The sequence below is a fragment of the Patulibacter medicamentivorans genome (assembly GCF_000240225.1).
Classification (GTDB): domain Bacteria; phylum Actinomycetota; class Thermoleophilia; order Solirubrobacterales; family Solirubrobacteraceae; genus Patulibacter; species Patulibacter medicamentivorans.
On sequence record NZ_AGUD01000051.1, the window covers coordinates 1 to 23,945 of the forward strand.

At 74.7% G+C, this 23,945-nt stretch carries 25 protein-coding genes; 18 read left to right on the forward strand and 7 right to left on the reverse strand.

Annotated elements, in window-relative coordinates:
- The coding region (locus PAI11_RS05590) for a methyltransferase domain-containing protein (protein WP_050897123.1) at nucleotides 1–919 on the reverse strand (919 nt) is incomplete at its 3' end.
- An 80-nt stretch (nucleotides 920–999) separates the two neighbouring features.
- On the opposite strand from PAI11_RS05590, the gene PAI11_RS05595 reads away from it, so the two are divergent.
- Nucleotides 1,000–2,439, forward strand: a complete 1,440-nt coding sequence (locus tag PAI11_RS05595; RefSeq protein ID WP_007571776.1) for an MFS transporter — start codon at nucleotides 1,000–1,002, stop codon at nucleotides 2,437–2,439.
- Between the two features lie 8 nt (nucleotides 2,440–2,447).
- On the opposite strand, the gene PAI11_RS05600 is transcribed toward PAI11_RS05595, so the two are convergent.
- Nucleotides 2,448–3,404 carry an aldo/keto reductase gene (locus PAI11_RS05600; RefSeq protein WP_007571778.1) on the reverse strand — a complete coding sequence of 319 codons (957 nt, stop codon included), beginning with the start codon at nucleotides 3,402–3,404 and terminating at the stop codon, nucleotides 2,448–2,450.
- Nucleotides 3,405–3,474: 70 nt separating this feature from the next.
- Between PAI11_RS05600 and PAI11_RS05605 the strand changes: the two genes are divergently transcribed.
- The gene (locus PAI11_RS05605) at nucleotides 3,475–3,936 is read left to right on the forward strand and encodes a nucleoside 2-deoxyribosyltransferase (protein WP_007571780.1); all 462 of its coding nucleotides are present in this window, start codon (nucleotides 3,475–3,477) and stop codon (nucleotides 3,934–3,936) included.
- A 155-nt stretch (nucleotides 3,937–4,091) separates the two neighbouring features.
- Here the strand turns inward: PAI11_RS05605 and PAI11_RS23970 are convergent, their stop codons facing one another.
- Nucleotides 4,092–4,715 (reverse strand): J domain-containing protein, encoded by a 624-nt coding sequence (locus PAI11_RS23970; RefSeq protein WP_050897124.1) that lies wholly within the window; start codon nucleotides 4,713–4,715, stop codon nucleotides 4,092–4,094.
- Between the two features lie 183 nt (nucleotides 4,716–4,898).
- Here PAI11_RS23970 and mscL point away from each other — a divergent pair, with 183 nt between their 5' ends.
- Nucleotides 4,899–5,264 carry a large conductance mechanosensitive channel protein MscL gene (gene mscL, locus PAI11_RS05615; RefSeq protein WP_040598566.1) on the forward strand — a complete coding sequence of 122 codons (366 nt, stop codon included), beginning with the start codon at nucleotides 4,899–4,901 and terminating at the stop codon, nucleotides 5,262–5,264.
- An 87-nt stretch (nucleotides 5,265–5,351) separates the two neighbouring features.
- Here the strand turns inward: mscL and PAI11_RS05620 are convergent, their stop codons facing one another.
- Nucleotides 5,352–6,533: a metallophosphoesterase gene (locus tag PAI11_RS05620; protein ID WP_007571786.1), complete on the reverse strand. Its 1,182-nt coding sequence runs from the start codon at nucleotides 6,531–6,533 to the stop codon at nucleotides 5,352–5,354.
- On the opposite strand from PAI11_RS05620, the gene PAI11_RS26170 reads away from it, so the two are divergent.
- From PAI11_RS26170 to PAI11_RS05630, 3 genes are all read left to right on the forward strand, one after another.
- Nucleotides 6,517–6,738: a hypothetical protein gene (locus PAI11_RS26170; RefSeq protein ID WP_138974124.1), complete on the forward strand. Its 222-nt coding sequence runs from the start codon at nucleotides 6,517–6,519 to the stop codon at nucleotides 6,736–6,738. The genes PAI11_RS05620 and PAI11_RS26170 overlap by 17 nt on opposite strands.
- A gap of 13 nt (nucleotides 6,739–6,751) precedes the next feature.
- Complete coding sequence (locus PAI11_RS05625) at nucleotides 6,752–7,408, forward strand: hypothetical protein (protein WP_007571789.1); 657 nt, start codon at nucleotides 6,752–6,754, stop codon at nucleotides 7,406–7,408.
- Nucleotides 7,409–7,570: 162 nt separating this feature from the next.
- Nucleotides 7,571–8,083, forward strand: coding sequence for a GNAT family N-acetyltransferase (locus PAI11_RS05630; protein WP_280109758.1), 513 nt, complete (start codon nucleotides 7,571–7,573; stop codon nucleotides 8,081–8,083).
- An 18-nt stretch (nucleotides 8,084–8,101) separates the two neighbouring features.
- Here PAI11_RS05630 and PAI11_RS23975 read toward each other — a convergent pair whose 3' ends face one another.
- On the reverse strand, nucleotides 8,102–8,857 hold the full coding sequence (locus PAI11_RS23975; RefSeq protein ID WP_007571793.1) for a peptidylprolyl isomerase: 756 nt from the start codon (nucleotides 8,855–8,857) through the stop codon (nucleotides 8,102–8,104).
- A 102-nt stretch (nucleotides 8,858–8,959) separates the two neighbouring features.
- Between PAI11_RS23975 and PAI11_RS05640 the strand changes: the two genes are divergently transcribed.
- The 8 genes from PAI11_RS05640 to PAI11_RS05675 all read left to right on the forward strand — a co-directional run bounded on the left by PAI11_RS05640 (nucleotide 8,960) and on the right by PAI11_RS05675 (nucleotide 16,872).
- Nucleotides 8,960–9,952: a diacylglycerol/lipid kinase family protein gene (locus PAI11_RS05640; RefSeq protein WP_007571795.1), complete on the forward strand. Its 993-nt coding sequence runs from the start codon at nucleotides 8,960–8,962 to the stop codon at nucleotides 9,950–9,952.
- Complete coding sequence (locus tag PAI11_RS05645) at nucleotides 9,949–11,340, forward strand: MurT ligase domain-containing protein (protein WP_007571797.1); 1,392 nt, start codon at nucleotides 9,949–9,951, stop codon at nucleotides 11,338–11,340. Before PAI11_RS05640 ends, PAI11_RS05645 begins: the two co-directional genes overlap by 4 nt.
- Complete coding sequence (locus PAI11_RS27755; protein WP_007571799.1) at nucleotides 11,337–12,119, forward strand: class I SAM-dependent methyltransferase; 783 nt, start codon at nucleotides 11,337–11,339, stop codon at nucleotides 12,117–12,119. The genes PAI11_RS05645 and PAI11_RS27755 overlap by 4 nt, the downstream gene beginning before the upstream one ends.
- Nucleotides 12,112–12,900 carry a type 1 glutamine amidotransferase gene (locus tag PAI11_RS05655; RefSeq protein WP_007571802.1) on the forward strand — a complete coding sequence of 263 codons (789 nt, stop codon included), beginning with the start codon at nucleotides 12,112–12,114 and terminating at the stop codon, nucleotides 12,898–12,900. Before PAI11_RS27755 ends, PAI11_RS05655 begins: the two co-directional genes overlap by 8 nt.
- 237 nt (nucleotides 12,901–13,137) lie before the next feature.
- On the forward strand, nucleotides 13,138–14,367 hold the full coding sequence (locus PAI11_RS05660) for an ABC transporter ATP-binding protein (protein ID WP_007571804.1): 1,230 nt from the start codon (nucleotides 13,138–13,140) through the stop codon (nucleotides 14,365–14,367).
- A complete protein-coding gene (locus PAI11_RS05665) occupies nucleotides 14,364–15,101 on the forward strand; it encodes an ABC transporter permease (protein ID WP_244406513.1) in 738 nt (245 codons plus the stop codon). Before PAI11_RS05660 ends, PAI11_RS05665 begins: the two co-directional genes overlap by 4 nt.
- The gene (locus PAI11_RS05670) at nucleotides 15,098–15,865 is read left to right on the forward strand and encodes an ABC transporter permease (RefSeq protein ID WP_081488281.1); all 768 of its coding nucleotides are present in this window, start codon (nucleotides 15,098–15,100) and stop codon (nucleotides 15,863–15,865) included. Before PAI11_RS05665 ends, PAI11_RS05670 begins: the two co-directional genes overlap by 4 nt.
- Complete coding sequence (locus tag PAI11_RS05675) at nucleotides 15,862–16,872, forward strand: glycine betaine ABC transporter substrate-binding protein (protein ID WP_007571807.1); 1,011 nt, start codon at nucleotides 15,862–15,864, stop codon at nucleotides 16,870–16,872. The genes PAI11_RS05670 and PAI11_RS05675 overlap by 4 nt, the downstream gene beginning before the upstream one ends.
- Nucleotides 16,873–17,200: 328 nt before the next feature.
- Here PAI11_RS05675 and dut read toward each other — a convergent pair whose 3' ends face one another.
- Nucleotides 17,201–17,653, reverse strand: coding sequence for a dUTP diphosphatase (dut, locus tag PAI11_RS05680; protein ID WP_007571809.1), 453 nt, complete (start codon nucleotides 17,651–17,653; stop codon nucleotides 17,201–17,203).
- Nucleotides 17,654–17,697: 44 nt separating this feature from the next.
- On the reverse strand, nucleotides 17,698–19,041 hold the full coding sequence (gene hflX, locus PAI11_RS05685) for a GTPase HflX (RefSeq protein WP_007571811.1): 1,344 nt from the start codon (nucleotides 19,039–19,041) through the stop codon (nucleotides 17,698–17,700).
- An 82-nt stretch (nucleotides 19,042–19,123) separates the two neighbouring features.
- Here hflX and dapE point away from each other — a divergent pair, with 82 nt between their 5' ends.
- From dapE to PAI11_RS05705, 4 genes are all read left to right on the forward strand, one after another.
- Entirely contained in the window at nucleotides 19,124–20,206 is a 1,083-nt protein-coding gene (gene dapE, locus PAI11_RS05690; RefSeq protein ID WP_007571814.1) for a succinyl-diaminopimelate desuccinylase, read from the forward strand.
- 148 nt (nucleotides 20,207–20,354) lie between these two features.
- On the forward strand, nucleotides 20,355–21,866 hold the full coding sequence (locus PAI11_RS05695; RefSeq protein WP_007571816.1) for an alkaline phosphatase family protein: 1,512 nt from the start codon (nucleotides 20,355–20,357) through the stop codon (nucleotides 21,864–21,866).
- Nucleotides 21,863–22,573 (forward strand): hypothetical protein, encoded by a 711-nt coding sequence (locus PAI11_RS05700; protein ID WP_007571818.1) that lies wholly within the window; start codon nucleotides 21,863–21,865, stop codon nucleotides 22,571–22,573. The genes PAI11_RS05695 and PAI11_RS05700 overlap by 4 nt, the downstream gene beginning before the upstream one ends.
- Before the next feature lie 62 nt (nucleotides 22,574–22,635).
- Nucleotides 22,636–23,925, forward strand: coding sequence for a pyridoxal phosphate-dependent aminotransferase (locus PAI11_RS05705; protein WP_007571820.1), 1,290 nt, complete (start codon nucleotides 22,636–22,638; stop codon nucleotides 23,923–23,925).
- Nucleotides 23,926–23,945: the final 20 nt, after the last annotated feature.

Sequence of the window (23,945 nt, forward strand, 5' to 3'; positions counted from 1 at the left end):
GCTCGGCGGGCCGCAGCGAGCGGCGCCCCCAGCCCGGCGTGACCAGCAGCCGACCGGCGTCGGCGTCCGCGACCGCGATCCAGAGCCCCAGCCCGCCCCACAGCTCGTGGGGCCGGACCGCGACCCCGCAGGCGACGGCCGCACCTGGCCGCCGCAGCGCCGCCGCCAGCGCCTCGCGATCGAGCGCGCGCTCGTCGGGTGCCTCGAGCGCGACCGTGCCGTCGATCACGACCCGCGTGCGGCGCGCCGCCAGGCTGCCACGCAGCGGCATGAACGCGCAGTCGCTGATCGACCGGCTCTCGAGTCCGCCGTCGCCGTCGGCGACCAGGGCCACCGATCGCTGGACCGCCCGCAGCGCAAGCGGCAGCACCAGCCGTCCGCCCGGGGCCAGCTGCTCGCGCCAGGCGGGCGCGAGGTCGTCGGCCGCGACGGTCAGCTCGATCCGGTCGTAGGGCGCCCCGACCGCCCAGCCGTCGGCCCCGTCGCCGCGGACCACCTCGACCGGGCCGATCCCGGCCGCCGCCAGGTGATCGCGCGCGGCGCGGACCAGATCCTCGTCGATGTCGACCGTGGTCACCCGCCCCGCCGGGCCGGCCAGGATCGCCAGCAGGGCCGCGTTGTAGCCGGTGCCGGCACCGATCTCGAGCACCCGGTGGCCGGGATCGACCGCCAGCTGCTGGAGCATCAGCGCCATCATCCCCGGCTGCGACGAGGAGCTGATCGCCTGGCCGTCGGCGTCCCACTTGGTCGCGATCACCGCGTCGCGGTAGGCGGCGGCCGGGGCGCCCGGCACGAACAGGTGCCGCGGCACGCGAGCGATCGCCGCGGCGACGGCGTCGTCGGACAGGACCCCCTGGCTCCGCAGCCGCTCCACCAGGCCCCGCCGGAGCGTCGCGAGCTCGTCGCCCGCTGGGTGCATCGATCCAGTGTGCATACTGGATGGCCCCCGCGCGAGCCCCCTCGTCGCACCCCCGCGCCCCCGAAGCATTTGCCTGGCCCATGAAGTCATCTACTCGTCGCTCCTCGCCCAACGTCACCCTCGCCGTCCTGGTCCTGGCCGGGATCGTGTTCGCGCTCCTGCAGTCGCTGGTGGCGCCAGCCCTGCCGGACATCCAACGCGAGACCGGCGCGTCGGAGAGCACGGTCAGCTGGATGCTCACCGGCTACCTGCTCAGCGCCTCGGTGCTGACGCCGATCCTCGGGCGACTCGGCGACATCCACGGCAAGGAGCGGGTGCTGCTCGGCGTGCTGATCGCGTTCGGCGTCGGAGCCCTGATCTCGGCGGTCGCCAACTCGATCGGCCTGCTGATCGTCGGGCGGGTCGTCCAGGGGGCCGGCGGCGGGATCTTCCCGCTCGCGTTCGCGATCATCCGCGACGAGTTCCCGCGCCACAAGGTCGCCGCCAGCATCGGCCTGGTCTCCTCGCTGCTGGGCGTCGGCGGCGGGCTCGGCGTCGTGCTCGCCGGCGTGATCGTCGAGCACCTCTCCTACCACTGGCTGTTCTGGATCCCGCTGGTGATGATCGTCGTCGCCGCCTGGGCGACCTGGCGCTACGTCCCGGAGTCGCCCGTGACCGCCCCGGGCAAGATCAGCTGGGTCGGAGCCGGGCTGCTGTCCGCCGGCCTGGCGCTGGTGCTGGTGTCCGTCAGCCAGGCGTCCAGCTGGGGCTGGGGCTCGCCGCGGACGCTCGGGCTGATCGCGCTCGGCCTGGCGGCGCTCGGCCTCTGGATCCGCAGCGAGCTGCGCGTGCGCTATCCGCTCGTCGACATGCGGGTGATGCGGATCCGCGGCGTCTGGACGACCAACGTCGTCGCGCTGCTGGTCGGCGTCGGGATGTACTCCTCGTTCATCCTGATCCCGCAGCTGGTCCAGGAGCCGCGCAGCACCGGCTACGGCTTCGGCGCGTCGGTCACGGCGGCCGGCCTGTTCCTGCTGCCGGCGACGATGGCCCAGCTGGCGATCGGCCCGATGGCCGGCTGGATCGAGCGGCGGTTCGGGTCGAAGTCGGCGCTGCTGGCGGGCACGGTCTTCGGGACCGCCGCTTACCTGATGCTCTGGGTCGCCCACGCCGAGCAGTGGCAGATCTACGTCGCCAGCGGCCTGATGGGCGCCGGCATCGGGCTCGCCTTCGCCGCGATGGCGAACCTGATCGTGACCTCGGTGCCCCAGGACCAGACCGGGATCGCGACCGGCATGAACACGGTCACGCGGACGGTCGGCGGCGCGCTCGGGGCGCAGCTGGCCGGCACCTTCCTGGCCGGCCAGGTGGTCGCGACGACCGGCCTTCCCGCCGAGGACGGCTTCCGGCTCGGATTCGCGATGTGCACCGCCGCGCTGCTCGTGGCGATCGCGATCGGCTCGCTGATCCCGAGCCGGCGCCGCGACGGCGGCGACGCGACGACCGTCCCGGCCGCCGCCCTCGTCGAGACGCGGGCCTGAGCCCGGGCTCAGGCCCGGTCGCCGCCGGCGACCGGCGCCGAGACCTCGTCGAGCCGTCGCAGCTCGTCGTCGGCCAGCCGCAGGCGCGCGCCGTCCAGCAGCGCGTCGAGCTGCTCGACGGTGCGGGCGCTGGCGATCGGCGCGACCACCGTCGGCTGGGCGGCGAGCCAGGCGATCGAGACCGCGGTCACCGAGGTCGCGTGGTTCGCGGCCACCTCGTCGAGCGCGGCCAGCACCGCCCGCCCGCGGTCGTCCAGGTACTCCAGCGCCGACGCCGACCGCGGGCTCTCCCCCGGCGCCGCCGGATCGCGGTACTTGCCGGTCAGGAAGCCCTTGGCGAGCGCCCAGTACGGCAGCACGCCGAGCCCCTCCCGCTCGGCGATCTCGCGCTTGCCCTGCTCGAACTCGGCCCGCTCGACCAGGTTGTAGTGCGGCTGCAGGGCGACCCACTTCGCCAGCCCCTCCCGCTCCTGGATCGCCAGCGCCTCGGCCAGCCGCTCGGCGCTGTAGTTGGAGCCGGCGATGTAGCGCACCTTGCCCTCGCGGACCAGCTGGTCGAACGCCCGCAGCGTCTCCACCAGCGGCGCGGACTCGTCGTCGAAGTGGGCGTAGTAGAGGTCGATGTGGTCGGTGCCCAGCCGCCGCAGGGAGTCCTCGGCGGCCGCGAGCACGTTGTCGCGGCCGAGGCCCGGACGACCCGGGTGCTGCGAGACCTTGGTCGCGATCACGACCTCGTCCCGCGACCGCCCACGCAGCCAGCGGCCGATGATCGCCTCGGACTCGCCGCCCTCGTGCCCCGGCACCCAGGCCGAGTAGGAGTCGGCGGTGTCGACGAAGTTGCCGCCGGCCGCCGCGAAGGCGTCGAGGACCGCGTGCGACTGCCGTTCGTCGGCCGTCCATCCGAACACGTTGCCGCCCAGGTTGAGCGGGAAGACGTCGAGGTCGGTGGTCGCGATCCGGGGCATGCCCCGACGCTAGCAACGGGCTCCGGGGACCCCGTGGGGCCGGGGGCCGCGCCCGCTACCGTGCCCGGGCATGGCCCTCCCCCGCTGCTACGTCGCCAGCCCGCTGGGCTTCTCCGAGACCACCCGCGACTGGTACCGCGACGTGCTGCTGGCGTCGCTGGCCGAGGTGGTGACGCCGGTCGACCCGTGGTCGCTGAGCAGCGCCGACGAGTTCGCTGCCGCGGCCGCCGCCGGCCGGCAGCGCGCGTGGGCGCTCGAGGTCGGCCGCCGCAACGCGCAGGCGATCCGCTCGAGCGCGCTGCTGGTGGCGCACCTGGACGGGCAGGAGCCCGACAGCGGGACCGTCGCCGAGGTCGGCTTCGCCTGCGGGCTCGGGCTGCGCTGCTACGGGATCCGCAGCGACCTGCGGCAGGCCGGCGAGGAGGGCGTGCCACTGAACCTGCAGGTCGCGGCGTTCATCGACGGATCGGGTGGCACGATCGAGCCGTCGACCGCGACGCTGGTGCAGCGGCTGCGCGCCGATCTGGGCTGACCGGGGGCGGCGGGCCGGGGATCGCGCTCAGCGCGACCGCGACCGCGCGCCGCGGTCAGATCGCCGAGGTGGCGAGGTTGATCCCGTAGGCGAGGGTGACCAGGCCCAGAAGGACCCCGACGAAGAGCGACCAGTCGTCCATAGCGCGGAGGATCCTAGACCGCCGGGCGGTCGTGCGTCGGCCGGGCACCGAGATCGGCCCGCCGGACGATCGCCGCGGCCGTCTCCGGCGCCAGCTCGCCGAAGCTCGTGCGCCGCCCGCGACGGTCCTCCAGGACCACCTGCGCCCGTCGCCGCCACGGCCGCGGCCGGCGCACGGCGGCCTGGCGCAGCTCGCCGAAGCGCAGCTCGCGGACGCGGTGGACTGGCGCGTCGTCGAGCAGCCACAGCAGCCGTCGATCGGTCACCGCGAGGATCGTCTGCGGGCTCGCCCAGGTCGCCGCCGGCACCACCAGGCGGACCGCCTCGCCGGGCTCGAGCGCGCGCCGCAGCTCGTGCCCGAGGGCGCGGCGGACGGCGGGCGCGAGCCCCTCGCCGGCAGCGGGAGCGGTCGCGCCCCCGGGCCGCCCGCGCTCGTCCGACGGCGGCGGGCCCGGCACCCGCAGCGCGGCGTAGGCGGCGTTGATCAGGGCCATCCGATCGGCGGCGGCCCGGTCGCCGACGGTGTCGGGGTGCCACTGCTTGGCCAGTCGCCGGAAGGCCGCCGTGACCTCGTCGACGTCCGCCCCCGGGGCGACGCCGAGCACCTCTCGGGGATCGACGCCGGGTCGGCCGTCCACCCGGCAATCGTGGCAGGTCGCGCCCGATCGGTGACCGGACGAAGGGAACGCCGTACGCAGAGCGAAGAGGCGCCCGAGCGGGACGTGCCCGTGTCCGAGCCGTCGCGCCCCGTCGGGGCCGATCGCGGCGGGCGGGGCCGGCGGTCCGCTCGATCCTGCCTCCCACCCACACCCACACATCACATGCTCAAAGAGCTGAAGGACTTCCTGTTCAAGGGCAACCTCGTCGACATCGCGGTCGCCTTCATCCTCGCGACGGCCTTCGGGCTGGTCGTCAAGTCGCTGGTCGACGACATCCTGATGCCGATCATCGCGGCGATCGTCGGCAAGCCGAGCTTCAACGACATCGTCATCGACATCGGTGACGCCAAGATCATGATCGGGACGTTCATCACGCTGGTGATCAACTTCCTGATCATCGGCACGGTGCTGTTCTTCATCGTCAAGGCGATCACCAAGGTGATGAAGAAGGAGGAGGCCGAGGAGGGCCCGTCCGACGAGGTCGCGCTCCTGACCGAGATCCGCGACGCGCTGGCCCACCGCGGCTAGCGCGCTCCGGTCGGGCGATCCGCCGCGGATCGACCGACCGCGACGGCGCGCGGCCGGCGGACCACCGTCCGCCGGCCCGCGTCGCCGTCAGGCCGTCGTTTCGTCGTCCCCGAGCAGCTCGGCCTCGGCGTCGACGTCGTAGAGGTCGGGGTCGTCCCCGCCGCCGTCGGCGGCCGGCTGCTCGGCCTGCTCGCCCCCGGCGACCGCGCGCGGCTGGCGCACGTAGCGCTCCGGCGGCACGTCCCCGAGCAGCCGCAGCACCTGCGGCGTCCGCTCGTCCTCCAGCAGCAGCGCGCCGCCCGGCCAGTACGGCGCCTGGACGTCGGCCGGCGACACCAGCAGCGGCTCGTAGACCCAGCTGCCGCTGTTCCACAGCCACGGCCCGTCCGGGTCCGGGTGCCACGGGCCCAGCGCCTCCTCGGCCGTCAGCGGGCCGAGCCGGTGGACGTGGCCGAAGAGCACGTGGCGGGCCCGCGGCAGCACCCCGAGGTCGCCGCAGACCCGCCGCAGCGCCTCGAGCCCGCCGGCCTCCAGCCGTCGATCGAGCAGATCGGATCCGAGCGGCGCGATCCGCTCGACCCGGGCGCGGGCCCGGGGGTTGTCGCCGCCGGAGATCAGCGCCTTGCCGAGCGCCCGGGCGAGGCCGGTGAACCGCTCGATCCCCTCCTCGAAGGCGTCCGGCAGGTCGCGGACGACCAGCGAGGCCGCGGCCACCGACGTCGTCCGCCCCAGCTCGTAGGCGTCGGCGGGGCCGAGCGCGGACTCGCCGGCCGCGCGCGCGATCCGCGCCAGCGGCGTCGACGCCAGGTGCAGGTCCAGGTAGTGGCCGTGGTGGGCGTAGACGTGCGGTCCGAGCCAGGCGCCGGGGTACTGGACCCGGACCCGCCCGTCGCGCGGGCGCAGCGCGGCGGTGACCTCGGCGAGCGACTCGGTCGCGTCCTGCGGGACCCGCGTCGCGGCTCCCAGCGGCTGCTGGTCCGCCCGCCGCTGGCGCAGCCAGGCCCGCACCAGCAGGTGGTCGTGGTTGCCGGGGACGACGACGATCTCGCCGCCCTCCATCGCCCGCCCGAGCGCGGACAGCACCGGCTCGGCCTCGGCCAGGGCCCCCGCGACGCGCCCCTCCAGCAGCTCGACGACGTCGCCCAGCAGCACCAGCCGGTCGACCCGGCGGACCGCCGCGACGAGCGCCTCGAGCGCCGGCGGCTGCCGCAGCACGTCCCGCAGCCCCCGCGAGCCGAGGTGCAGGTCGGAGATGACCAGCGTGCGCATCCGCGGCGAACCATGCCCGAAACCGACCCGCGCCGCACCCGGCCCGCGCGGCTTCGTCGCGGTGCCCGGGGCCGGCCGCGCCGCCAACCTGACCGATCCGGAGCCGGTCGATCCGCCGCTGCGCGCGTTCCCCCGACCCGCTGCGGGCCGGCGGCGCCTGGTCCTGATCGGCCCTGAGGCCGCCGGAGCCGGCGGCAGGAGGTAGCATCGCCAACCCGATGGCCAAGCAGCAGCAGCGTCAGATCCGGATCGAGCAGCGCGGCGCGTTGGCGGCCATGCAGCAGATGGAGCAGCGCTCCGACGACGACCTCGCGCGGGAGACGAAGAACCGCGCAGCGGCGATGGCGATCCTCGGCAGCCGCGCCGCCGAGCGCTACGACGCCCCGGCCGCGCGCCGCTACTTCCAGCAGGCGCTGGCCGCCGCTCGCCCGCAGGAGCGCCCGCAGATCCGGCGGATGGCCGAGGCCGCCCTGGCGCTCGCCGAGCGACGCTCCGGGGACCTCGCCGCGGCCGCCCAGCGGCTCGGCCAGGAGGCGCCCTCCGGCCGCCAGCTGCTGCTGCTGCGGCTCTCCGGCCTGCTGATCCCGCCGGCCGGGGCCGGCGGACTGGCCCGGGCCCGCGGGATCTTCCTGATCGTCCTGCTGCTGGTGCTGCTCGGCGCGGTCGGCACCGGCCTGGTGGCCCTCGTGGCGCTCCCGTTCGGCGGCCTCGACACCGCTTCGACGATCGTCCTCGGCGTGCTCGTGCTGGTCGCGGTGCTCGTCGGCCTGGTGATGTGGGGCCGGCGGCGACAGCGGGCCGCGCAGGCCAAGCGGGCCGAGCAGGCCCAGCAGACGCGTGAGCCGGTCAACCGCGCCGCGCGCCGCCGCGGCTGATCCCGAGCGGCCGTACGCCAGCTCGCCAGGCCGCGTCCGCGGCCGCGACGGCGGGGCTCGAACCGGCCCGCGCCCCGATTCCTTCCCCCGCTGCGGCCGCCGGCCCGGTAGCCTCGGGTCGTGACGGATCCGCATGGGACTCTCCGGACCGCGCGTCTGATCGTGCGGCCGATGGACGACGCCGACTTCGACGCCCTGCTCCAGGGCCTCCAGGATCCGGACCGTCCGTGGGCCGACGGCTACCCCCTCGACGAGAGCCTCGTCGCCGCCGCCATGGTGCAGGAGCGCCGCCGCGACTCCAGCCCGGGCCGCGATGTCGGTCCCTGGACGCAGTACCAGCTGATCCTCGCCGACGAGGGGGTCGTGGTCGGCGACTTCACGTTCCTCGAGCGGCCCGGCGCCCTCGACCGCGTGGCGCTGATCACCTTCTCGATCGCGCCCCAGCGGCGCGGCAACAAGTACGCCACCGAGGCCGTCCGCGAGATCGTCGCCTGGGCCAAGGGCCGCAGCGACATCCGCGGGCTGCGGGCCGACACCGACCTGGTCAACCCGGCCAGCCACCAGGTGCTGCGCAGCGCCGGCCTGTCGGTCGTCCAGGACGACGGCGACCGCCAGGTCTACGAGCTGCGCTGGGAGCGGCCCGAGCGGATCTCGCGCACGCCGGTCGCGCGCTGAGCCGTCGGGCCGGCGGCCTCAGCCGCGCTTCAGCGTCGCCTTCTCGATCACGACGGTCTGCACCGGCGCGCCGTCGCCGCTCGGGTCGGCCGTGCCGAGCCCGTTGATCCGCTCGGCGACGTCGATGCCCTTGGTCACCTTGCCGGCGATCGCGTAGTCCGGCGGCAGCTGGGCGTCCTCGCCGGTGACGACGAAGAACTGGCTGCCGGAGGTACCGGCCGGCTCCTGCCCGGTCTTGGCCATCGCCACGATCCCGCGGGTGTAGGCCGCGTCCTTCGGGGGCGTCTCCTCAACGCTGTAGCCCGGCCCGCCGCTGCCGTCGCCGGTCGGGTCGCCGCCCTGGATGATCGGCGGCGCCGGCGAGATCCGGTGGAAGGTCAGCCCGTCGTAGAACCTGGCCCGCACCAGCGACGCGACCGAGGCCGCCGTCTTCGGCTGGCGGGCGGTGTCGAGCCGGAAGCTGAAGCTGCCGCAGCTGGTGACGAAGGTGACGGTCCACGTGCCGCTGAGCCGGGCCGGACGCGGCTCGGGCAGGTCCGGCTCCCCGGTCCGCGGCTTCGGGGCCGAGACCTCCTTGCAGCCGGTGTCCGCGTTGACGTCGGACCCGGTCGACGCGGTCGTGTCGGTGGTCGCGGTCGTGGCCGGCTCGGTCGTGCTGCTCGACGACCCCTCGTCGTCGCTGCCGCAGGCGGCGAGACCGGTCGAGAGCGCCATCGCTGCCAGCAGCAGCGGCAGGCGCCCGGCGGTGGACGGGACGATCGTTCGGCGAGCCACGCCGGCGAGGATAGCCGCGCCGACCCCGGTCGGGGCCCGCGCGCCCGTCCGTGGCCGGTCGCACGACGAGCCGCCTCCGGCTCCGGGATGATCGGCGGCGTCGTGTCATCGCGCACCGCCACGCCCGTCCGGTCGCTCGCCCTGCTGGCCAACCCCGCCGCCGGAGGCGGCCGCGCCGGTGACGTCCTGCGGGCCCTGCAGCGGGCGCTGGCCACCCGCGACGCCCCCTTCCGCGCCGTCCTGACGCGCGACGCCGAGCACGTCGCCACGGCCGCGCACGAGGCCGTCGACCGCGGCGACGTCGCGGTCGCGATCGGCGGCGACGGGATGCTCGGCCTGGTCGCCGACGCGCTCTCCGACCGTCCCGGCGCGACCATCGGGATCGTCCCCGGGGGCCGCGGCAACGACTTCGCCCGCTTCCTCGGGCTGCCGGCGGCGGCGGACGCGGCCGCGGCGGTCCTGACCGACGGCGAGCCGGTCGCGATCGACGCCGGCGTGGCGACCCACGCCGACGGCCGCGCCCGGACCTTCCTCTCGATCGCCTCGTGCGGCTTCGACTCCGAGGCCAACCGGATCGCCAACGGCCTGCCGGCCCGGCTCGGCTCGGCCGCCTACGTCTGGGGCCTCGTCGGCGCCCTGGCGCACCTGCGACCGACCCGCTACCGACTGACCCTCGACGGCGAGACGCTGCTCCACGACGGCCTCAGCGTCGCCATCGCCAACGGCGGGACCTACGGCGGCGGGATGCGCCTGGCGCCCGGCGCCTCGATCGCCGACGGGCGCTTCGACGTCGTCCTGATCGGCCACCCCGGCCGCGACCCGGGCCGCTGCGACCGCCGCGACCGGCTGCGGCTGCTGCGGCTGCTGCCGCGGGTCTTCCGGGGCACGCACGTCGACCTGCCGCAGATCCAGGTCCACCGCGCGAGCACGGTCCGGGTCGAGGCCGACCACCCGTACGAGGTCTACGCCGACGGCGACCCGATCGGCGCGCTGCCGATCTCGTTCGAGACCCGCCCGGCGGCGCTGCGGGTGCTGGTCCCGGTCGGTCACCGCTCCCCCGCGCTCGCCCCGTCGCCGACCGGGAGCGTGGCGTGAGCGGCGTCCCGCTCGCGGCCGCGATCGCCGCCGCCCGCTCCGCCGGCCGGGCCGCCCGCGCCTCGGGCCGCGGCGGCACCAGCCTGCCCGGCAAGGTCCTCACGCGCCTGCGCCCGGACGCGATCGCGCGGATGGCGGCGCGGCTGGAGCACGGATCGGCGGTCCTCAGCGCGACCAACGGCAAGACCACCACCGCGGCGCTGGCGGCGTCGATCCTCGAGCGGCACGGCGAGACGCTCGTCCACAACCGCCAGGGCGCCAACATGGCCGGCGGGATCGCCGCGACGCTGCTGGACTCCTGGCGCCGCGGCCGTCCGACCGGCGACCTCGGCCTGTTCGAGGTCGACGAGTTCTGGCTCGGCGGGCTGGTCGAGCAACTGCGCCCGCGCGTGCTGCTGCTCGCCAACCTCTTCCGCGACCAGCTCGACCGCTACGGCGAGCTCGAGGCGATCGCCGACCGCTGGCACGAGCTGGTCGAGGCCTCGGCCGGGCAACCGGACGCGCCGCGGCTGGTGCTCGGCGCCGACGATCCGGCGGTCGCCGACCTCGGTCTCGGCCGCGACGACGTCCTCTACTTCGGCGTCGAGGACACGTCGGTCGCGCTGCCGGCGATCGAGCACGCCGCCGACGCCACGACCTGCCGGGTCTGCGGCTCCTCCTACGTCTACAGCGCGTCGTTCGTCGGCCACCTCGGCCACTACGCCTGCCCCAACTGCGGTCACGCGCGCCCGACGCCGCAGGTGACCGCGGAGCGGATCGTGCTCGAGGGCACGACCGGCGCGCGGCTGACGCTGCGGCTGCCGGACGGCACCGTCGAGGTGCGGCTGCGGCTGCCGGGGCTCTACAACGTCTACAACGCGCTCGCCGCTGCGGCGATGACGTCGGCGCTCGGCGTCCCGGCGGCCACGATCGCGGCGGGCCTGGAGACCACGGCGGCCGCCTTCGGCCGCGCCGAGACGATCGCGATCGACGGTCGCGAGCTGCAGCTGCTGCTGGTCAAGAACCCGGCCGGGGCCAACGAGGTCGCGCGGACGCTGGCGCTGGCGCAGGGCAAGCTGGACCTGCTGGCGATCCTCAACGACCGGATCGCCGACGGACGCGACGTCTCGTGGGTCTGGGACGCCGACCTGGAGCAGCTCGCGCCGCGGGTCCGGCGGGTCACCTGCGCCGGCACCCGGGCGCCGGAGATGGCCGTCCGCTGGAAGTACGCCGGCGTCGCGCCGGAGCGGATCGCGGTCGTGACCGACGGCGTCGGGCAGGCGCTCGACGCCGCGCTCGACCGCGCGCCCGACGGTGCGCCGCTCTACGCGATCCCGACCTACACCGCGATGCTGGAGCTGCGCGAGGAGCTCGTCCGGCGCGGGGCCGCGGAGGGCTCGTTCGCATGACCGATCCGACGACCGTGCCGGCGCCTGCGACCCGCGACCGCGATCTCGACCACGTCCGCTGGCACGACCTGGAGTGCGGCGGCTACGAGGCCGACCGGCTGCTGTGGCGCGAGCTGGCGGCCGAGCGCTGGTCCTCGGGCGCCGGCGGGCGCGTGCTCGACCTCGGCAGCGGCACCGGACGGGTCGCGCTCGACCTGGCCGGGGCCGGCCACCCGACGCTCGGCGTCGACATCGATCCGGTCTTCTGCGCCGAGCTGCGCAGGCGGGCGTCGTTGCGCAGCCTGCCGGCGGGCGCGACGGTCGGCGACGCCCGCGCGCTGTCGCTCGGCGAGCGGTTCGGCCTGGTCCTGGCCCCGATGCAGACGGTCCAGCTGCTCGGCGGCGCCGACGGCCGCGGCCGCTTCCTCGGCCAGATCGCCGGCCTGCTGCGACCCGGCGGGCGGGCGGCGATCGCGCTGGTCGAGGAGGTCGAGCCGTTCGATGCCGCCGACGCCGCCGCGATCGCCCCCGACATGCGCGACCACGACGGCACGGTCTACGCCAGCCGCCCGGTCGGCGTCGACGTCCGCGACGACCGGATCGTCCTCGACCGCGTGCGCGAGATCGTCGAGCCCTCTGGCGAGCGCCACGAGAGCCACGACCGGATCGTCCTCGACCTGCTGAGCGCCGAGCAGCTGGAGGACGAGGCCCGCGCGCTCGGCCTCCAGGTCCATCCGCGGCGCGAGATCGCCGCCACCGACGAGCACGTCGCCAGCCAGGTGGTGATCCTCGGTGCCTGATCTGCCCCCGGTCCCCGAGGCCGTCGCCGCCGGCGAGCGCCCGACCCTGCGGGTGGCGGCGCTCTACCCCGAGCTGCTGAACATCTACGCCGACCGCGGCAACCTGCTGATGCTGGAGCGCCGCTGCGCCTGGCGCGGGATCGGCTTCGCCCTGACCCGGACGACGATCGGCGACGAGCTCGATCCCGACGGCCACGACCTGCTGTACCTGGGCGGCGGCCAGGATCGCGACCAGCGGCTCTGCGCCGAGGACCTCGTGTCGACCAAGCGCGACGCGGTCCACGCGCACGCCGCCCGCGGGGGCGCCGTGCTGGCGGTCTGCGGCGGCTACCAGCTGCTCGGCCACCGCTACGCCCTCGACGCCACCACCGCGCTGCCCGGGGTCGGGTTGCTCGACCTCCACACCGAGCGCGGCGAGGGTCGCCTGATCGGCAACGTCGCGATCGAGGTCGAGCTGCCGGGTGCCGGCGATCCCGGCGAGCGACGCGTCCTGGCCGGGTTCGAGAACCACGGTGGCCGCACGATCCTCGCCGACGCCCAGCCGCCGTTGGGGCGGGTGCTGTCCGGCCACGGCAACACCGGCGCCTCGGGCGCCGAGGGCGCCCGCCGGGGCAACGTGATCGGGACCTACCTGCACGGCCCGCTGCTGCCCAAGAACGCCTGGTTCGCCGACTGGCTGATCGCGACCGCGCTCGAACTGCCCCCCGGCAGCCTGGCCCCGCTGGACGACGCCCTCGAGGACGCCGCCCACGCCGGAGCCCGGAGAGCGGCCGGGGTCTGAGCGCACGTCAGACGCCCGCGACCGACCGGGTCGGTCGCGATCCGATCGGCGCGGGACCGCGAGTCTCACGCAATCCGAGACGCCAACCGTCTCGAATCGCCTCGCCCACCGCCACGATCCGAAACTCCCGAATTCCAGTCAACTTTCATCAGTCGGCGCGGTGACGTCCGCACCCGGCTGCTAGGCTCGCGCCTTCGCGGAGTCGACCACGGCTCCGCGTGGCACCAGGAGCCCGGGATGTCGACACCAGACCAGACCCCGTCCGGCGCCGCCGCAGCCGCGTCCCCGGCCTCGGCGGCCAGCCCCGACCGCGCGCCGGCGCAGCTCGAGTTCGTCGACGTCGTCAAGCGCTACCCGGGAGCGTCCGCCGCCACCATCGAGTCGCTGTCGCTCGACGTGCCGGCCGGCGAGATCCTCGTCCTGGTCGGCCCGTCCGGCTGCGGCAAGACCACCGTGATGCGGATGGTCAACCGGATGATCGAGCCGAGCGGCGGCCAGATCCTGATCGACGGCGAGCCGAACACCACCCGGCCGGCGGCCGAGCTGCGACGCGACATCGGCTACGTGATCCAGCAGACCGGGCTCTTCCCGCACCGGACGATCGCCGAGAACGTCGCCACCGTCCCCAAGCTGCTCGGCTGGCCGAAGGCCCGGATCGCCGACCGCACCGCCGAGCTGCTCGAGCTGGTCGGGCTCGACCCGGAGTTCGCCGGCCGCTACCCGGCGCAGCTCTCCGGCGGCCAGCGGCAGCGGGTCGGGGTCGCCCGCGCGCTCGCGGTCGACCCGCCGCTGATGCTGATGGACGAGCCGTTCGGGGCGATCGACCCGATCACCCGCGAGCGGCTCCAGAACGAGTTCCTGCGCCTGCAGGAGACGCTCAAGCGCACGATCGTCTTCGTCACCCACGACATCGACGAGGCGATCAAGATGGGCGACCGGATCGCCGTCATGCGCCCCGGCGGCCATCTGGCCCAGTACGCCACCCCGGCCGAGCTGCTGCTCTCCCCCGCCGACGAGTTCGTCGAGCAGTTCGTCGGCGCCGACCGCGCGCTCAAGCGGCTGGCGCTCGGCCGCGTCCGCGACCTGCGGCTCGAGGAGACCGTCCGCGTCCGCTACGGCGATCCGACCGCCTGGGTCCGCGAGCAGCTGCGCACCTCGCAGGTCCCCTACCCGCTGGTGGTCGACGCCGACGGCCGGCCGCTGGCCTGGCTCGACGACGACGACCTGCGGGGCGAGCGGGTCGTCGAGGGCGTCGGATCGGCGGTCGCCACCGTCGAGCGCGACGACATCCTGCGCGACGCCTTCAGCGACGTGCTGGCCCACCGCGTCCAGTTCGCCGCGGTCGTCGACGGCCACGGCGCGGTGATCGGCATCCTCTCCAGCGACGCCGTCGCCCGCGAGCTGGCCCCCGGGCCGGCGCCGGTCGAGCCGGTCGAGGCCGGCGCGGGCCCGGGGACGGGATCGTGAGCGGCGCCCTCGGTTCGATCCCGCTGCTCGCGCAGGGCGGCGAGGGGTTCGTCCGCAACCGCGAGAGCGGCTCCGGCGCCTCGTGCGTCTCGGACGACGGCGTCTGCCCAGCCTGGATCGTCGACCACTTCGACCGCTACATGGAGCCGCTCGGCCGCCACGTGCTGCTGACCGTGGTCGCGCTGGCGATCGGCTTCTCGATCTCGTTCACGCTCGCGCTGCTGGCCCACCGCCGCCGCTGGCTGATCGCCCCGGTCGTGCAGCTGACGGGGATCCTCTACACGATCCCGAGCCTGGCGCTGTTCTTCCTGCTGCTGCCGATCACCGGGCGCGGGTTCCTGACGGCCGAGATCGCGCTCGTCTCCTACACGCTGCTGATCATCTTCCGCAACGTCGTGACCGGGCTCGACGGGGTTCCCTCCGACGTCGTCGACGCCGCCCGCGGGATGGGCCTGAACGACCGCCAGGTGCTCTGGCGGGTCGAGATCCCGCTCGCCCTGCCGGAGATCGCCGCCGGCCTGCGGATCGCCGCCACGACCACGGTCGGCCTCGCGTCGCTGGCGTTCTTCGCCGGCGCCGGCGGGCTCGGCGACCCGATCTACGCCGACCTCAACTTCAAGAGCAACGTGCTGGTCGCCGGCGGGCTCTGCGTGCTGCTGGCGATCGCGCTCGACCTGCTGGTGCTGGCCGTCCAACGGCTGCTGACGCCGTGGACCCGGGCGGTGCCGGCATGAGCACCCCGCTGGCGATCCTGGGCATCTTCGGCGACGCGATCGACTTCATCTTCAACGCCCGCGAGGCGCGGACCGGCGGCGCCGAGGTCGGCGGCCTCGGCGAGTTCGCCTCGCTGACCGGCAAGCACCTGCTGGTGACCGTCGCGGCCGTCGGGCTGGCGTCGCTGGTCGCGCTGCCGCTCGGGCTGTACCTGGGCCACAAGCGCCGCGGCGGCTTCCTCGCCGTGTCGGTCAGCAACGTCGGACGGGCGGTCCCGAGCCTGGTCCTGATCGCGCTCTTCATCGCCTTCCTCGGGGTCGGCTTCGCCAACGTGGCGCTGGCCCTGGCGCTGCTGGCGATCCCGCCGATCCTGACCAACGCCTACGTCGGGGTCACCCAGGTCGACCGCGACGTGATCGACGCCGCCGTCGGCCAGGGCCTGACGGACGGCCAGGTCATGCGCCAGATCGAGCTGCCGCTGGCGCTGCCGCTGATCTTCGGCGGCCTGCGGACCTCGGTCGTCAACGTGATCGCGACGGCGACGATCGCCCCGATCGCCGGCGTCGTCACGCTCGGCGACCCGATCATCAGCCAGAGCGTCTACGGCGACGCCGGCAAGCTCGCGGCGGCGATCGTCGTCGCGCTGCTGGCCGTCGTCGCCGAGGTCGGCCTCGGCGCCGCCCAGCGCGCCGTCACCCCTGCGCCCCTGCGCGGCACGCCCGGGGCCACCCGGCGTGGGCGCTTCTTCGTCAAAACGGCCGGAAAGGGCCTCAGCACCTCATGAAGCAACGACATCTGCGACTGCTCCTCGTCCTCGCGCTCGTGGCCCTCGCGGCCGTCGGGCTGACGGCGTGCGGCAGCGACGACAGCAAGAGCGACAGCACCTCCACGGCCGACGGCGCGTCGACCGAGACGACGACCACCGCCAGCGACGCCGGCGGCGCGATCGTCAGCAACGCCGCCAACGGCAAGGTCACGCTGACGATCGGCTCGAAGAACTTCACCGAGCAGAAGGTGCTCGGCGAGATCTACGCCCAGGCGCTGCAGGCGGCCGGCTACACGGTCAAGAAGCAGCTCAACCTCGGCGACGAGCAGACGGCGCTGAAGACCCTCAAGCAGGGCGACATCGACGCCTACCCGGAGTACACCGGCACCGCGCTGCTGTCGTTCTTCGGCGTCAAGACCGACGCCCTGCCGCACGATCCGGCCGCGGCCTACGACGAGGTCAAGGCCGACTTCGCCAAGCAGGACCTGGTCGCGCTGCCGCCGACCCCGTTCACCTCGTCCAACGAGGTCGCCGTCACGCAGGCGACCGCCGCCAAGTACGGGTTGAAGAACATCTCCGACCTGGCCAAGGTCGCCGACCAGCTGACGCTCTACGGCAGCCCCGAGTGCCGTCAGCGGCTCGACTGCCTGCTCGGCCTGCAGAAGACCTACGGGCTGAAGTTCAAGAAGTTCGTCCCGGTCGACCTGAGCCAGCGCAGCAAGGTGCTGAGCGGCGGCCAGGCCGACGTGTCGATCGTCTTCACGACCGATCCGCAGAACAAGCGCGACAAGTTCGTGCTGCTGAAGGACGACAAGGGCATGTTCCCGCCGTACAACTCGACGCTGGTGGTCCGCAAGGCCAGCTTCGACAAGGCCGGCCCCGACCTGGCGACGACGATCGAGGCGGTCAACGCCAAGCTCGACGCGGCGGTCGTGCAGGAGCTGAACGCCCGCATCGACCTCGACAAGGAGACGCCGGAGCAGGCCGCCGGCGAGTACCTGAAGCAGTTCGGCTTCGTCAAGTAGCGCCGCCGCGCGCCGGCGGTGATCGCCGTCGGAGCGAAGCGCGCGCGAACCGTCGACGGGCCGCCCACGGGCGGCCCGTCTGCGTCCGCCGCCGCGCCCTCAGGCCGGCGGGCCGGCGGGCCGGCGGTGGCAGATCGCCGGACGCAGCCCGTCGGGCGCTCCGGGGGTGGGAACGTCACCCACCAACCTCGGGAACCGCACCGAGTGACGTTCTCCGCCACTGATGGCGGCAAGCGGCACCAGGTGGGCCGAGGACCATCGGTGGGTGACGTTTGCCCACCCGCCGGTCGGCCCGTCAAGCGCCGTACGCAGCGCTGGACCCAGGATCTCAGCGCCCGGTCGACCCGAAGCCGCCGTCGCCGCGCGCCGTCTCGCCCAGCTCGTCGACCTCGACGGCGACCGGCAGCGCCACCGGGAGCACCAGCAGCTGTGCGATCCGCTCCCCGGAGGAGGCGATGAACGGCTGCTCGCGGTCGCTGTTGAGCAGCAGCACCCGCAGCTCGCCGCGGTACCCGGCGTCGATCGTCCCCGGGGCGTTGACCAGCGAGATCCCGTGGCGCGCGGCGAGCCCCGACCGCGGCACGACCAGGCCCACATGGCCCTCGGGGATCGCCACCGCCAGGCCGGTCGGCACCATCGCCCGGTCTCCCGGCTCGAGGTGGATCGGCTCCAGGCAGCAGAGGTCGAGGCCCGCGTCGCCGGGATGCTGGCGGAGCGGGATCACCGCCGCCGGATCGAGGCGGCGGAAGGCGATCGTCGACACGCCGCTGGACTCGCTCACGGCGCCCAGGATCGCAGACCGCCCGGCGCCGGCCCGCGCCGCGCTCAGGCCTCGGCGCCGGCCGGATGTACCCGGAACTCGTCGTAGCGCGCCACCAGCTGCCGCGGCAGGCGGGCGCGCACCAGCACGCCGTCGGCGCGGTGCTCCTGCTCGAGGTCCCCGGCCAGCTCGTGCAGCTCGGCGAGCGTCGACCCGGCCGGGTAGGGCACCAGCAGCTCGACCGGGCGCAGGGTCGACTCGAACTCGCGCTCCATCCGCCCCGCCAGCTGGCCGAGGCCCTCGCCGGCGGCCGCGGCCACCTGCACGGCGTCGGGGAAGCGGACGGCCAGCTCCTCGCGGCGCGCGTCGTCGATCAGGTCGCACTTGTTGAGCACCACCACCGGCGCGATGCCGCCGCCGACCCCGACGCCGCCGTCGAGGGCGCCGATCTCGGTCAGCACGCCGTTGACGGCGGTCATCACCGAGGTGATCTGCTCGTCGGACTGGCTGGCGTCGACGACGTGCAGCAGCAGGTCCGCGATCACCGTCTCCTCGAGCGTCGCGCCGAACGCCTCGACGAGGTGGTGCGGGAGCTTGCGGATGAAGCCGACGGTGTCGGTCAGCAGGTAGGTGCGGCCGTTCCAGCGCAGCGTGCGGGTGGTCGGGTCGAGCGTGTGGAAGAGCCGGTCCTGGACGCCGACCTCGGACCCGGTGAGCGCGTTCAGCAGCGTCGACTTGCCGGCGTTGGTGTAGCCGACCAGGGCCACGTTGGGGACGTGCGAGGAGCGCGCCCGCTCGGCCCGCATCACCGCGCGGGTGCCCTTGACGTCCTCCAGCCGGCGCCGGAGCTTGGTGATCCGGTCGCGGGCCAGCCGGCGGTCGGTCTCGATCTGCGTCTCGCCCGGTCCACGGGTGCCGACGCCGCCGACGCCGAGGCGGTCCAGGTGGCTCCAGAGGCCACGCATGCGCGCCAGGTTGTACTGCAGCTGGGCGAGCTCGACCTGGAGCTTGCCCTCGGCGCTGTGGGCGTGGACCGCGAAGATGTCGAGGATCAGCGCGGTGCGATCCAGGACCGGGATCCCGAGCTTGCCCTCGAGGTTGCGCTCCTGCCGGGGCGAGAGCTCGTCGTCGGTCACGACCAGGGTCGCGTCGAGCTCGGCGGCGCGGGCCTTGATCTCCTCGAGCTTGCCCTCGCCGACGTAGGTGTTCGGGTGCGGCTCGTCGCGGTGCTGGACCATCTGGTCGACGACCTCGACCTCGGCCGTCCGCAGCAGCTCGCGCAGCTCGACCAGGTCGTCGCCCTCGGGCAGCACGCCGACGACCAGCGCCCGCTGGTCTGCCGCGGCCCGCTGCTGGTCCAGGTCGTGCGGATGGGTGGTCTGGGACTGGCCTCGCTGGCGTTTGGTCACTGCCGTCCAGTCTACGCCTGACCGAGCGGCAGCTCGAACGGCCGTCCGCGGCCGGCCCCCGGCCCGCCGATAGGCTCGACCCGTGACCTCGCTCGCCGACCGCCTGGCCGCCTCGACCCTGCAGCTCGTCGACTGCCCGTCGGAGTCGCGCCACGAGGAGCCGGCGATCGCGCTCGCCCAGGCGCTGCTGTTCGAGGCCGGCGTCGAGACCCACGACGCCCACGACACCTGCCTGACCGCCGGCACGACCGTCCGCGGCGAGCGGCCGCTGATCCTGCTCGCCGGCCACCTCGACACGGTCCCCGAGCAGGGCAACCGGCCCGGCCGGATCGCCGACGGCGTCGTCCACGGGCTCGGCGCCTGCGACATGAAGGGCGCCTGCGCGGTGATGCTCGAGCTGCTGCGCGACGGCGTCCACCAGCGGCCCGACCGGGCCTGCGACCTGGGCGTGGTGCTCTTCGGCCGCGAGGAGCTGCCGTTCCGCGAGACCGCCCTGACCCCGCTGCTGGAGCGCGAGCCGGCGCTGCGAGACGCCGACCTGGTGGTCGTGATGGAGCCGACCGCGAACGGCGTCCAGGGCGGCTGCCTGGGGAACCTGAACGCGACCTGGAGCTTCCACGGGACCGCGGCCCACAGCGCCCGGCCGTGGCTCGGCTCCAACGCGATCCACCGCGCCGCGGCGGGGATCGCGCACCTGGCCCAGGTGCCGGTCCACCGCCACGAGTTCCACGGGCTGACCTACGCCGAGTGCGTGTCGGTCACGCGGATCGCCGGCGGCGTCGCCGACAACGTCGTCCCCGACCGCGCCGAGGCCCACGTCAACTACCGCTACCCGCCCGGGATCCCGCCGGAGGCCGCCGAGTCGCAGCTGCGAGCCTGGTGCTCGGCGACCGACAGCGAGCTGACGATCGTCGGCAACGCCCCGTCGGGCGCGGTCACGATCGACGGGCCGCTGGCGCAGGCGCTGATCGCCCGCAGCGGTCGCGACGTGACCCCCAAGCAGGCGTGGACCCCGGTCGCCGAGTTCGGCCTGGCGGGCACCCCGGCAATCAACTACGGGCCGGGCGATCCGGCCTTCGCCCACAAGCGCGACGAGCAGGTCGCGGTGGCCGCGCTGGTCGAGAGCTACGAGACGCTGGCCGCGCTCGTCGCCACCGGCAGCTGAGAGTCCGGCCGTCGGCGTTCGTGACGCGTTGCCGCCAACCAGGCGCATAGGCGCTCGCGACGGCCTTGCGCGAGAGTGACGAACTCGGCGAGAGTGTTCACCGGAGGGCCACATCCGATGGGCAGGAGCAAGCGCAGCATGGGTCACGATGCCTGACGTCCACGATCCCGACGAGGCCGAGCGGCTGGAGGCCGAGCACCACGACGCCTACCACAGCCGCCGGGAGTTCCTGGAGCGGACGGCCGCCGCGGCCGGGCTCGCCGGGATGGGCCTCGCCCTGAGCCCCGACACGGTCCTCGCCGAGGCGACCCGGGCAACCACGCGCGCGCTGCCGAGCGCTCGCAACCTGCCGATCGACACCTTCGTCGTGCTGATGATGGAGAACCGGTCGTTCGACCACTACCTCGGCTGGCTGCCGGGCGCCGACGGCCGCCAGGCCGGCCTGACCTTCCGCGACAAGCAGGGCAAGGTCCACGCGACCCACCGCCTGGCCCCCGACTTCCAGGGGCTTGCGTACCTCGACCCGGACCACTCCTGGGAGGGCGGTCGCAAGCAGCTCGACGGCGGCCGCAACGACGGCTTCCTGCAGGCCGACAGCGACGTCTTCTCGATCGGCTACTACACGAAGGCCGATCTGCCCTTCATCCCCCACGTCGCCCAGGCGTTCACGGCCTACGACCGCTTCTTCTGCTCGCTGCTGGCGTCGACGTACCCCAATCGGTACTACATGCACAGCGCCCAGTCCTACGGGCGCCGCGACAACGCGTTTCCGTTCCTGAAGGCCGACTCGCCGCTCGGCCTGCCCGACTCGACGATCTTCAACGCGCTGGCGCAGAAGGGCATCAGCAGCCGCTACTTCTACTCCGACATCCCGGTCGCGGCGCTCTGGGGCGTCCCCGGCCTGGCCCGCTCGGGAGCGATGCAGGAGTACTACGAGCGCTGCGCCGCGGGGACGCTGCCGGCGGTCTCGTTCGTCGACCCGTCGTTCAACGGCGAGGAGGCGGGGACCTCGGGCGACGAGCACCCGCACGGCGACGTCCGCGTCGGCCAGGCGTTCATGTCCGACGTCGTCCACGCCTTCCTGAAGTCGCCGCAGTACAAGCGCGGCGCGCTGTTCATCGTCTACGACGAGTGGGGCGGCTTCTTCGACCACGTCCGCCCGCCGCGCGTGCCCGACGTCCGCGCCAGCCGCGACGTCGCCAGCGACTTCGGCCAGATGGGCTTCCGGATCCCGGCCGTCGCCGTCTCGCCCTGGGCCCGCCGCGGCCACGTCGACCACGGGGTCTACGGATTCGAGTCGATCCTGAAGCTGATCCGCTACCGCTACGGCCTTGCGCCGCTGACCCGCCGCGACCAGTTCGCCCGCAACATCGGGCTCTCGTTCGACTTCGCGCACGCGCCGAAGCTCGAGCCGCCGCCGCTTCCGACGCCCCGCCGGATCATGCGCGGGGCTCCGATCGGCGCCCGGCCTGCCGCGACCGACCGCCAGGCCCGGCTGCGCGACGGCGGCAACGCGCCGCCGGCCCCGGAGCGCGCCAAGCCGCACGACCTGGCCGAGCTCTACACCTCGGGCTACCTCGACCGGCTCGGCTTCGACTACCGGCCGGCGACGCCGGCGCGGATGTTCAGCCATCCGTCCTCGATGGGGCTGCGGCCGTGACCGCCCGCTTCGGCTCCGTCCCGGGGCGACGGACGCGACCGATCGGTCGCGCCGCGCTGGTCCCCGCGGTCGCGGGCCTGCTGCTCGCCACCGCCGGACCGGCGGCCGCCGACGACTTCGACCCAATCGCGCTCCGGGTCCAGGCGCCGGCGCTCGCCCGCGCCGATCGGCCGCTGTCGGTGACGGTCACGGTGACCGCCGACCCGGGCAGCCTGACCTCTGCCGACGGGCCGCTGCGGATGCGGGTCAAGCTCGCGCCCCGCTGCGGCGGCAGCTTCGCCGGGACCGACGGGCCGGTGGCGATCGACCGCCGGCTGGCGCCGCAGCCTGACGCGACCCGCGCCTACCGCGCCACCGCCAGCGGCGACGTCACCCCGTCCGCGGCCGGCGACCAGTCGGTGTGCGCATTCCTCGAGGCCGAGGCCGACCAGCGGCAGTACGCCGCCGACGTCGACACCACCGTCGACGTGTCGCAGACCTGCACCAGCGCGGCCCAGAAGCTCGAGCGCGACCGGCGGGCGCTGTCCACGTCGCGCAAGCAGCTGAAGCGCGTCCGCAAGCAGGCCGCGCACGCCAAGCGCCGGGCGACGAAGCAGCGGCTCCAGCGCCGCGTGCGGGCCACCCGCAGGACGGTCCTGCGCCGCCAGCGAGCCGTCCGCCGCGACGAGCCCGCCGCCGCCAGGGCCTGCCCCGGTGTGACGCTCTAGGAGCAGCGCCGGGGCTCCGCGTGGGCCGCCGCGCGAGCCGATCGCGGTAGCGTCCCGGCGCGATGGCCTCCGCCTCCTCGCGCAACCCGCTCCTGCGTCGCTCCGGCACCTATCCGTTCGCGCGCCTGACCCAGGCGCGGCGTCAGGCGGAGGCCGCCGCCGGGACCACCCTGCCGCTCGTCGACCTGGGGGCCGGCGAGCCGCGCGAGCCGACCCCGGAGCTCATCCGCCGGGCGCTGATCGAGGCGGTCGAGGCCGAGACCGTGTCGAGCTACCCCCTGGCCGAGGGACTGCCGGAGCTGCGCGCCGCCGTCGCCGGCTGGGTCGGGCGACGGTTCGGCACGACCCTCGACCCCGACCGGCACGTGCTGCCGACGCTCGGCTCGAAGGAGCTGGTCTTCAGCCTCCCCCAGGTGCTCGTCGACGTCGCCGGCGGCCGCGACCTGGTCGGCGTGCCGCAGCCCGGCTACCCCGTCTACGAGCGCGGCGCCCGCTTCGCCGGCGCCGAGGTCGTGGAGCTGCCGCTGCTCGCCGAGCACGGCTTCCTGCCCGATCTCGAGGCGATCAGCGACGAGCAGTGGTCGCGGCTGGCGCTGCTGTGGGTCAACTACCCGAACAACCCGACCGCCGCCGTGGCCACCCGCGAGTGGTACGCGCTGGCAGCCGCCCGCTGCCGTCGCCACGGCGTCGTCCTGGCCAGCGACGAGGCATACAGCGAGCTGTGGTTCGAGGGCGACGCTCCCGACTCGGCCGTGCAGATCGCGGCGTCCGGCGACGGCCTCGGCGGCGTGCTGGTCGTCAACACGCTCTCCAAGCGCTCGTCGATGCCCGGCTACCGCTCGGGCTTCGCGGCCGGCGACGCCGACCTGATCGCCGCGCTCAAGCGCTTCCGCCCGAGCGTCGGCGTCGCGCCCCAGCGGTTCGTCCAGCAGGCGGCGGTCGCGGCCTGGGGCGACGAGCAGCACGTGATCGAGGTCCGCGAGCGCTACCGGGCGAAGCTCGCCGCCCTCCGTCCCGGGCTCGAGGCGCTCGGCCTGCGCGACGCGGGCGGCCCCGGCTCGTTCTTCCGCTGGCTGGCGCTGCCGACCGGCTGGGAGCGCGCGTCGTGGGCGCAGGACGCCCTGGCCGATCCGGAGACCAGCGCCCTGGTCTCCGTCCTGACCGACGGCGACCCCGGGGACCGCGGCAGCGCGGCGTTCGCGGCCGGACTGCTGCGGGCCGGGCTCGTCGTCGCGCCGGGCGCGTTCTTCGGGCCCGCCGGCGAGGGCTACGTGCGGGTCGCGCTGGTCCCGACGCTCGAGGACTGCGCGATCGCGGCCGAGCGGCTGATCGCCCTCTCCGACGACATCTGACCCACGCGATCGTCCGCGCC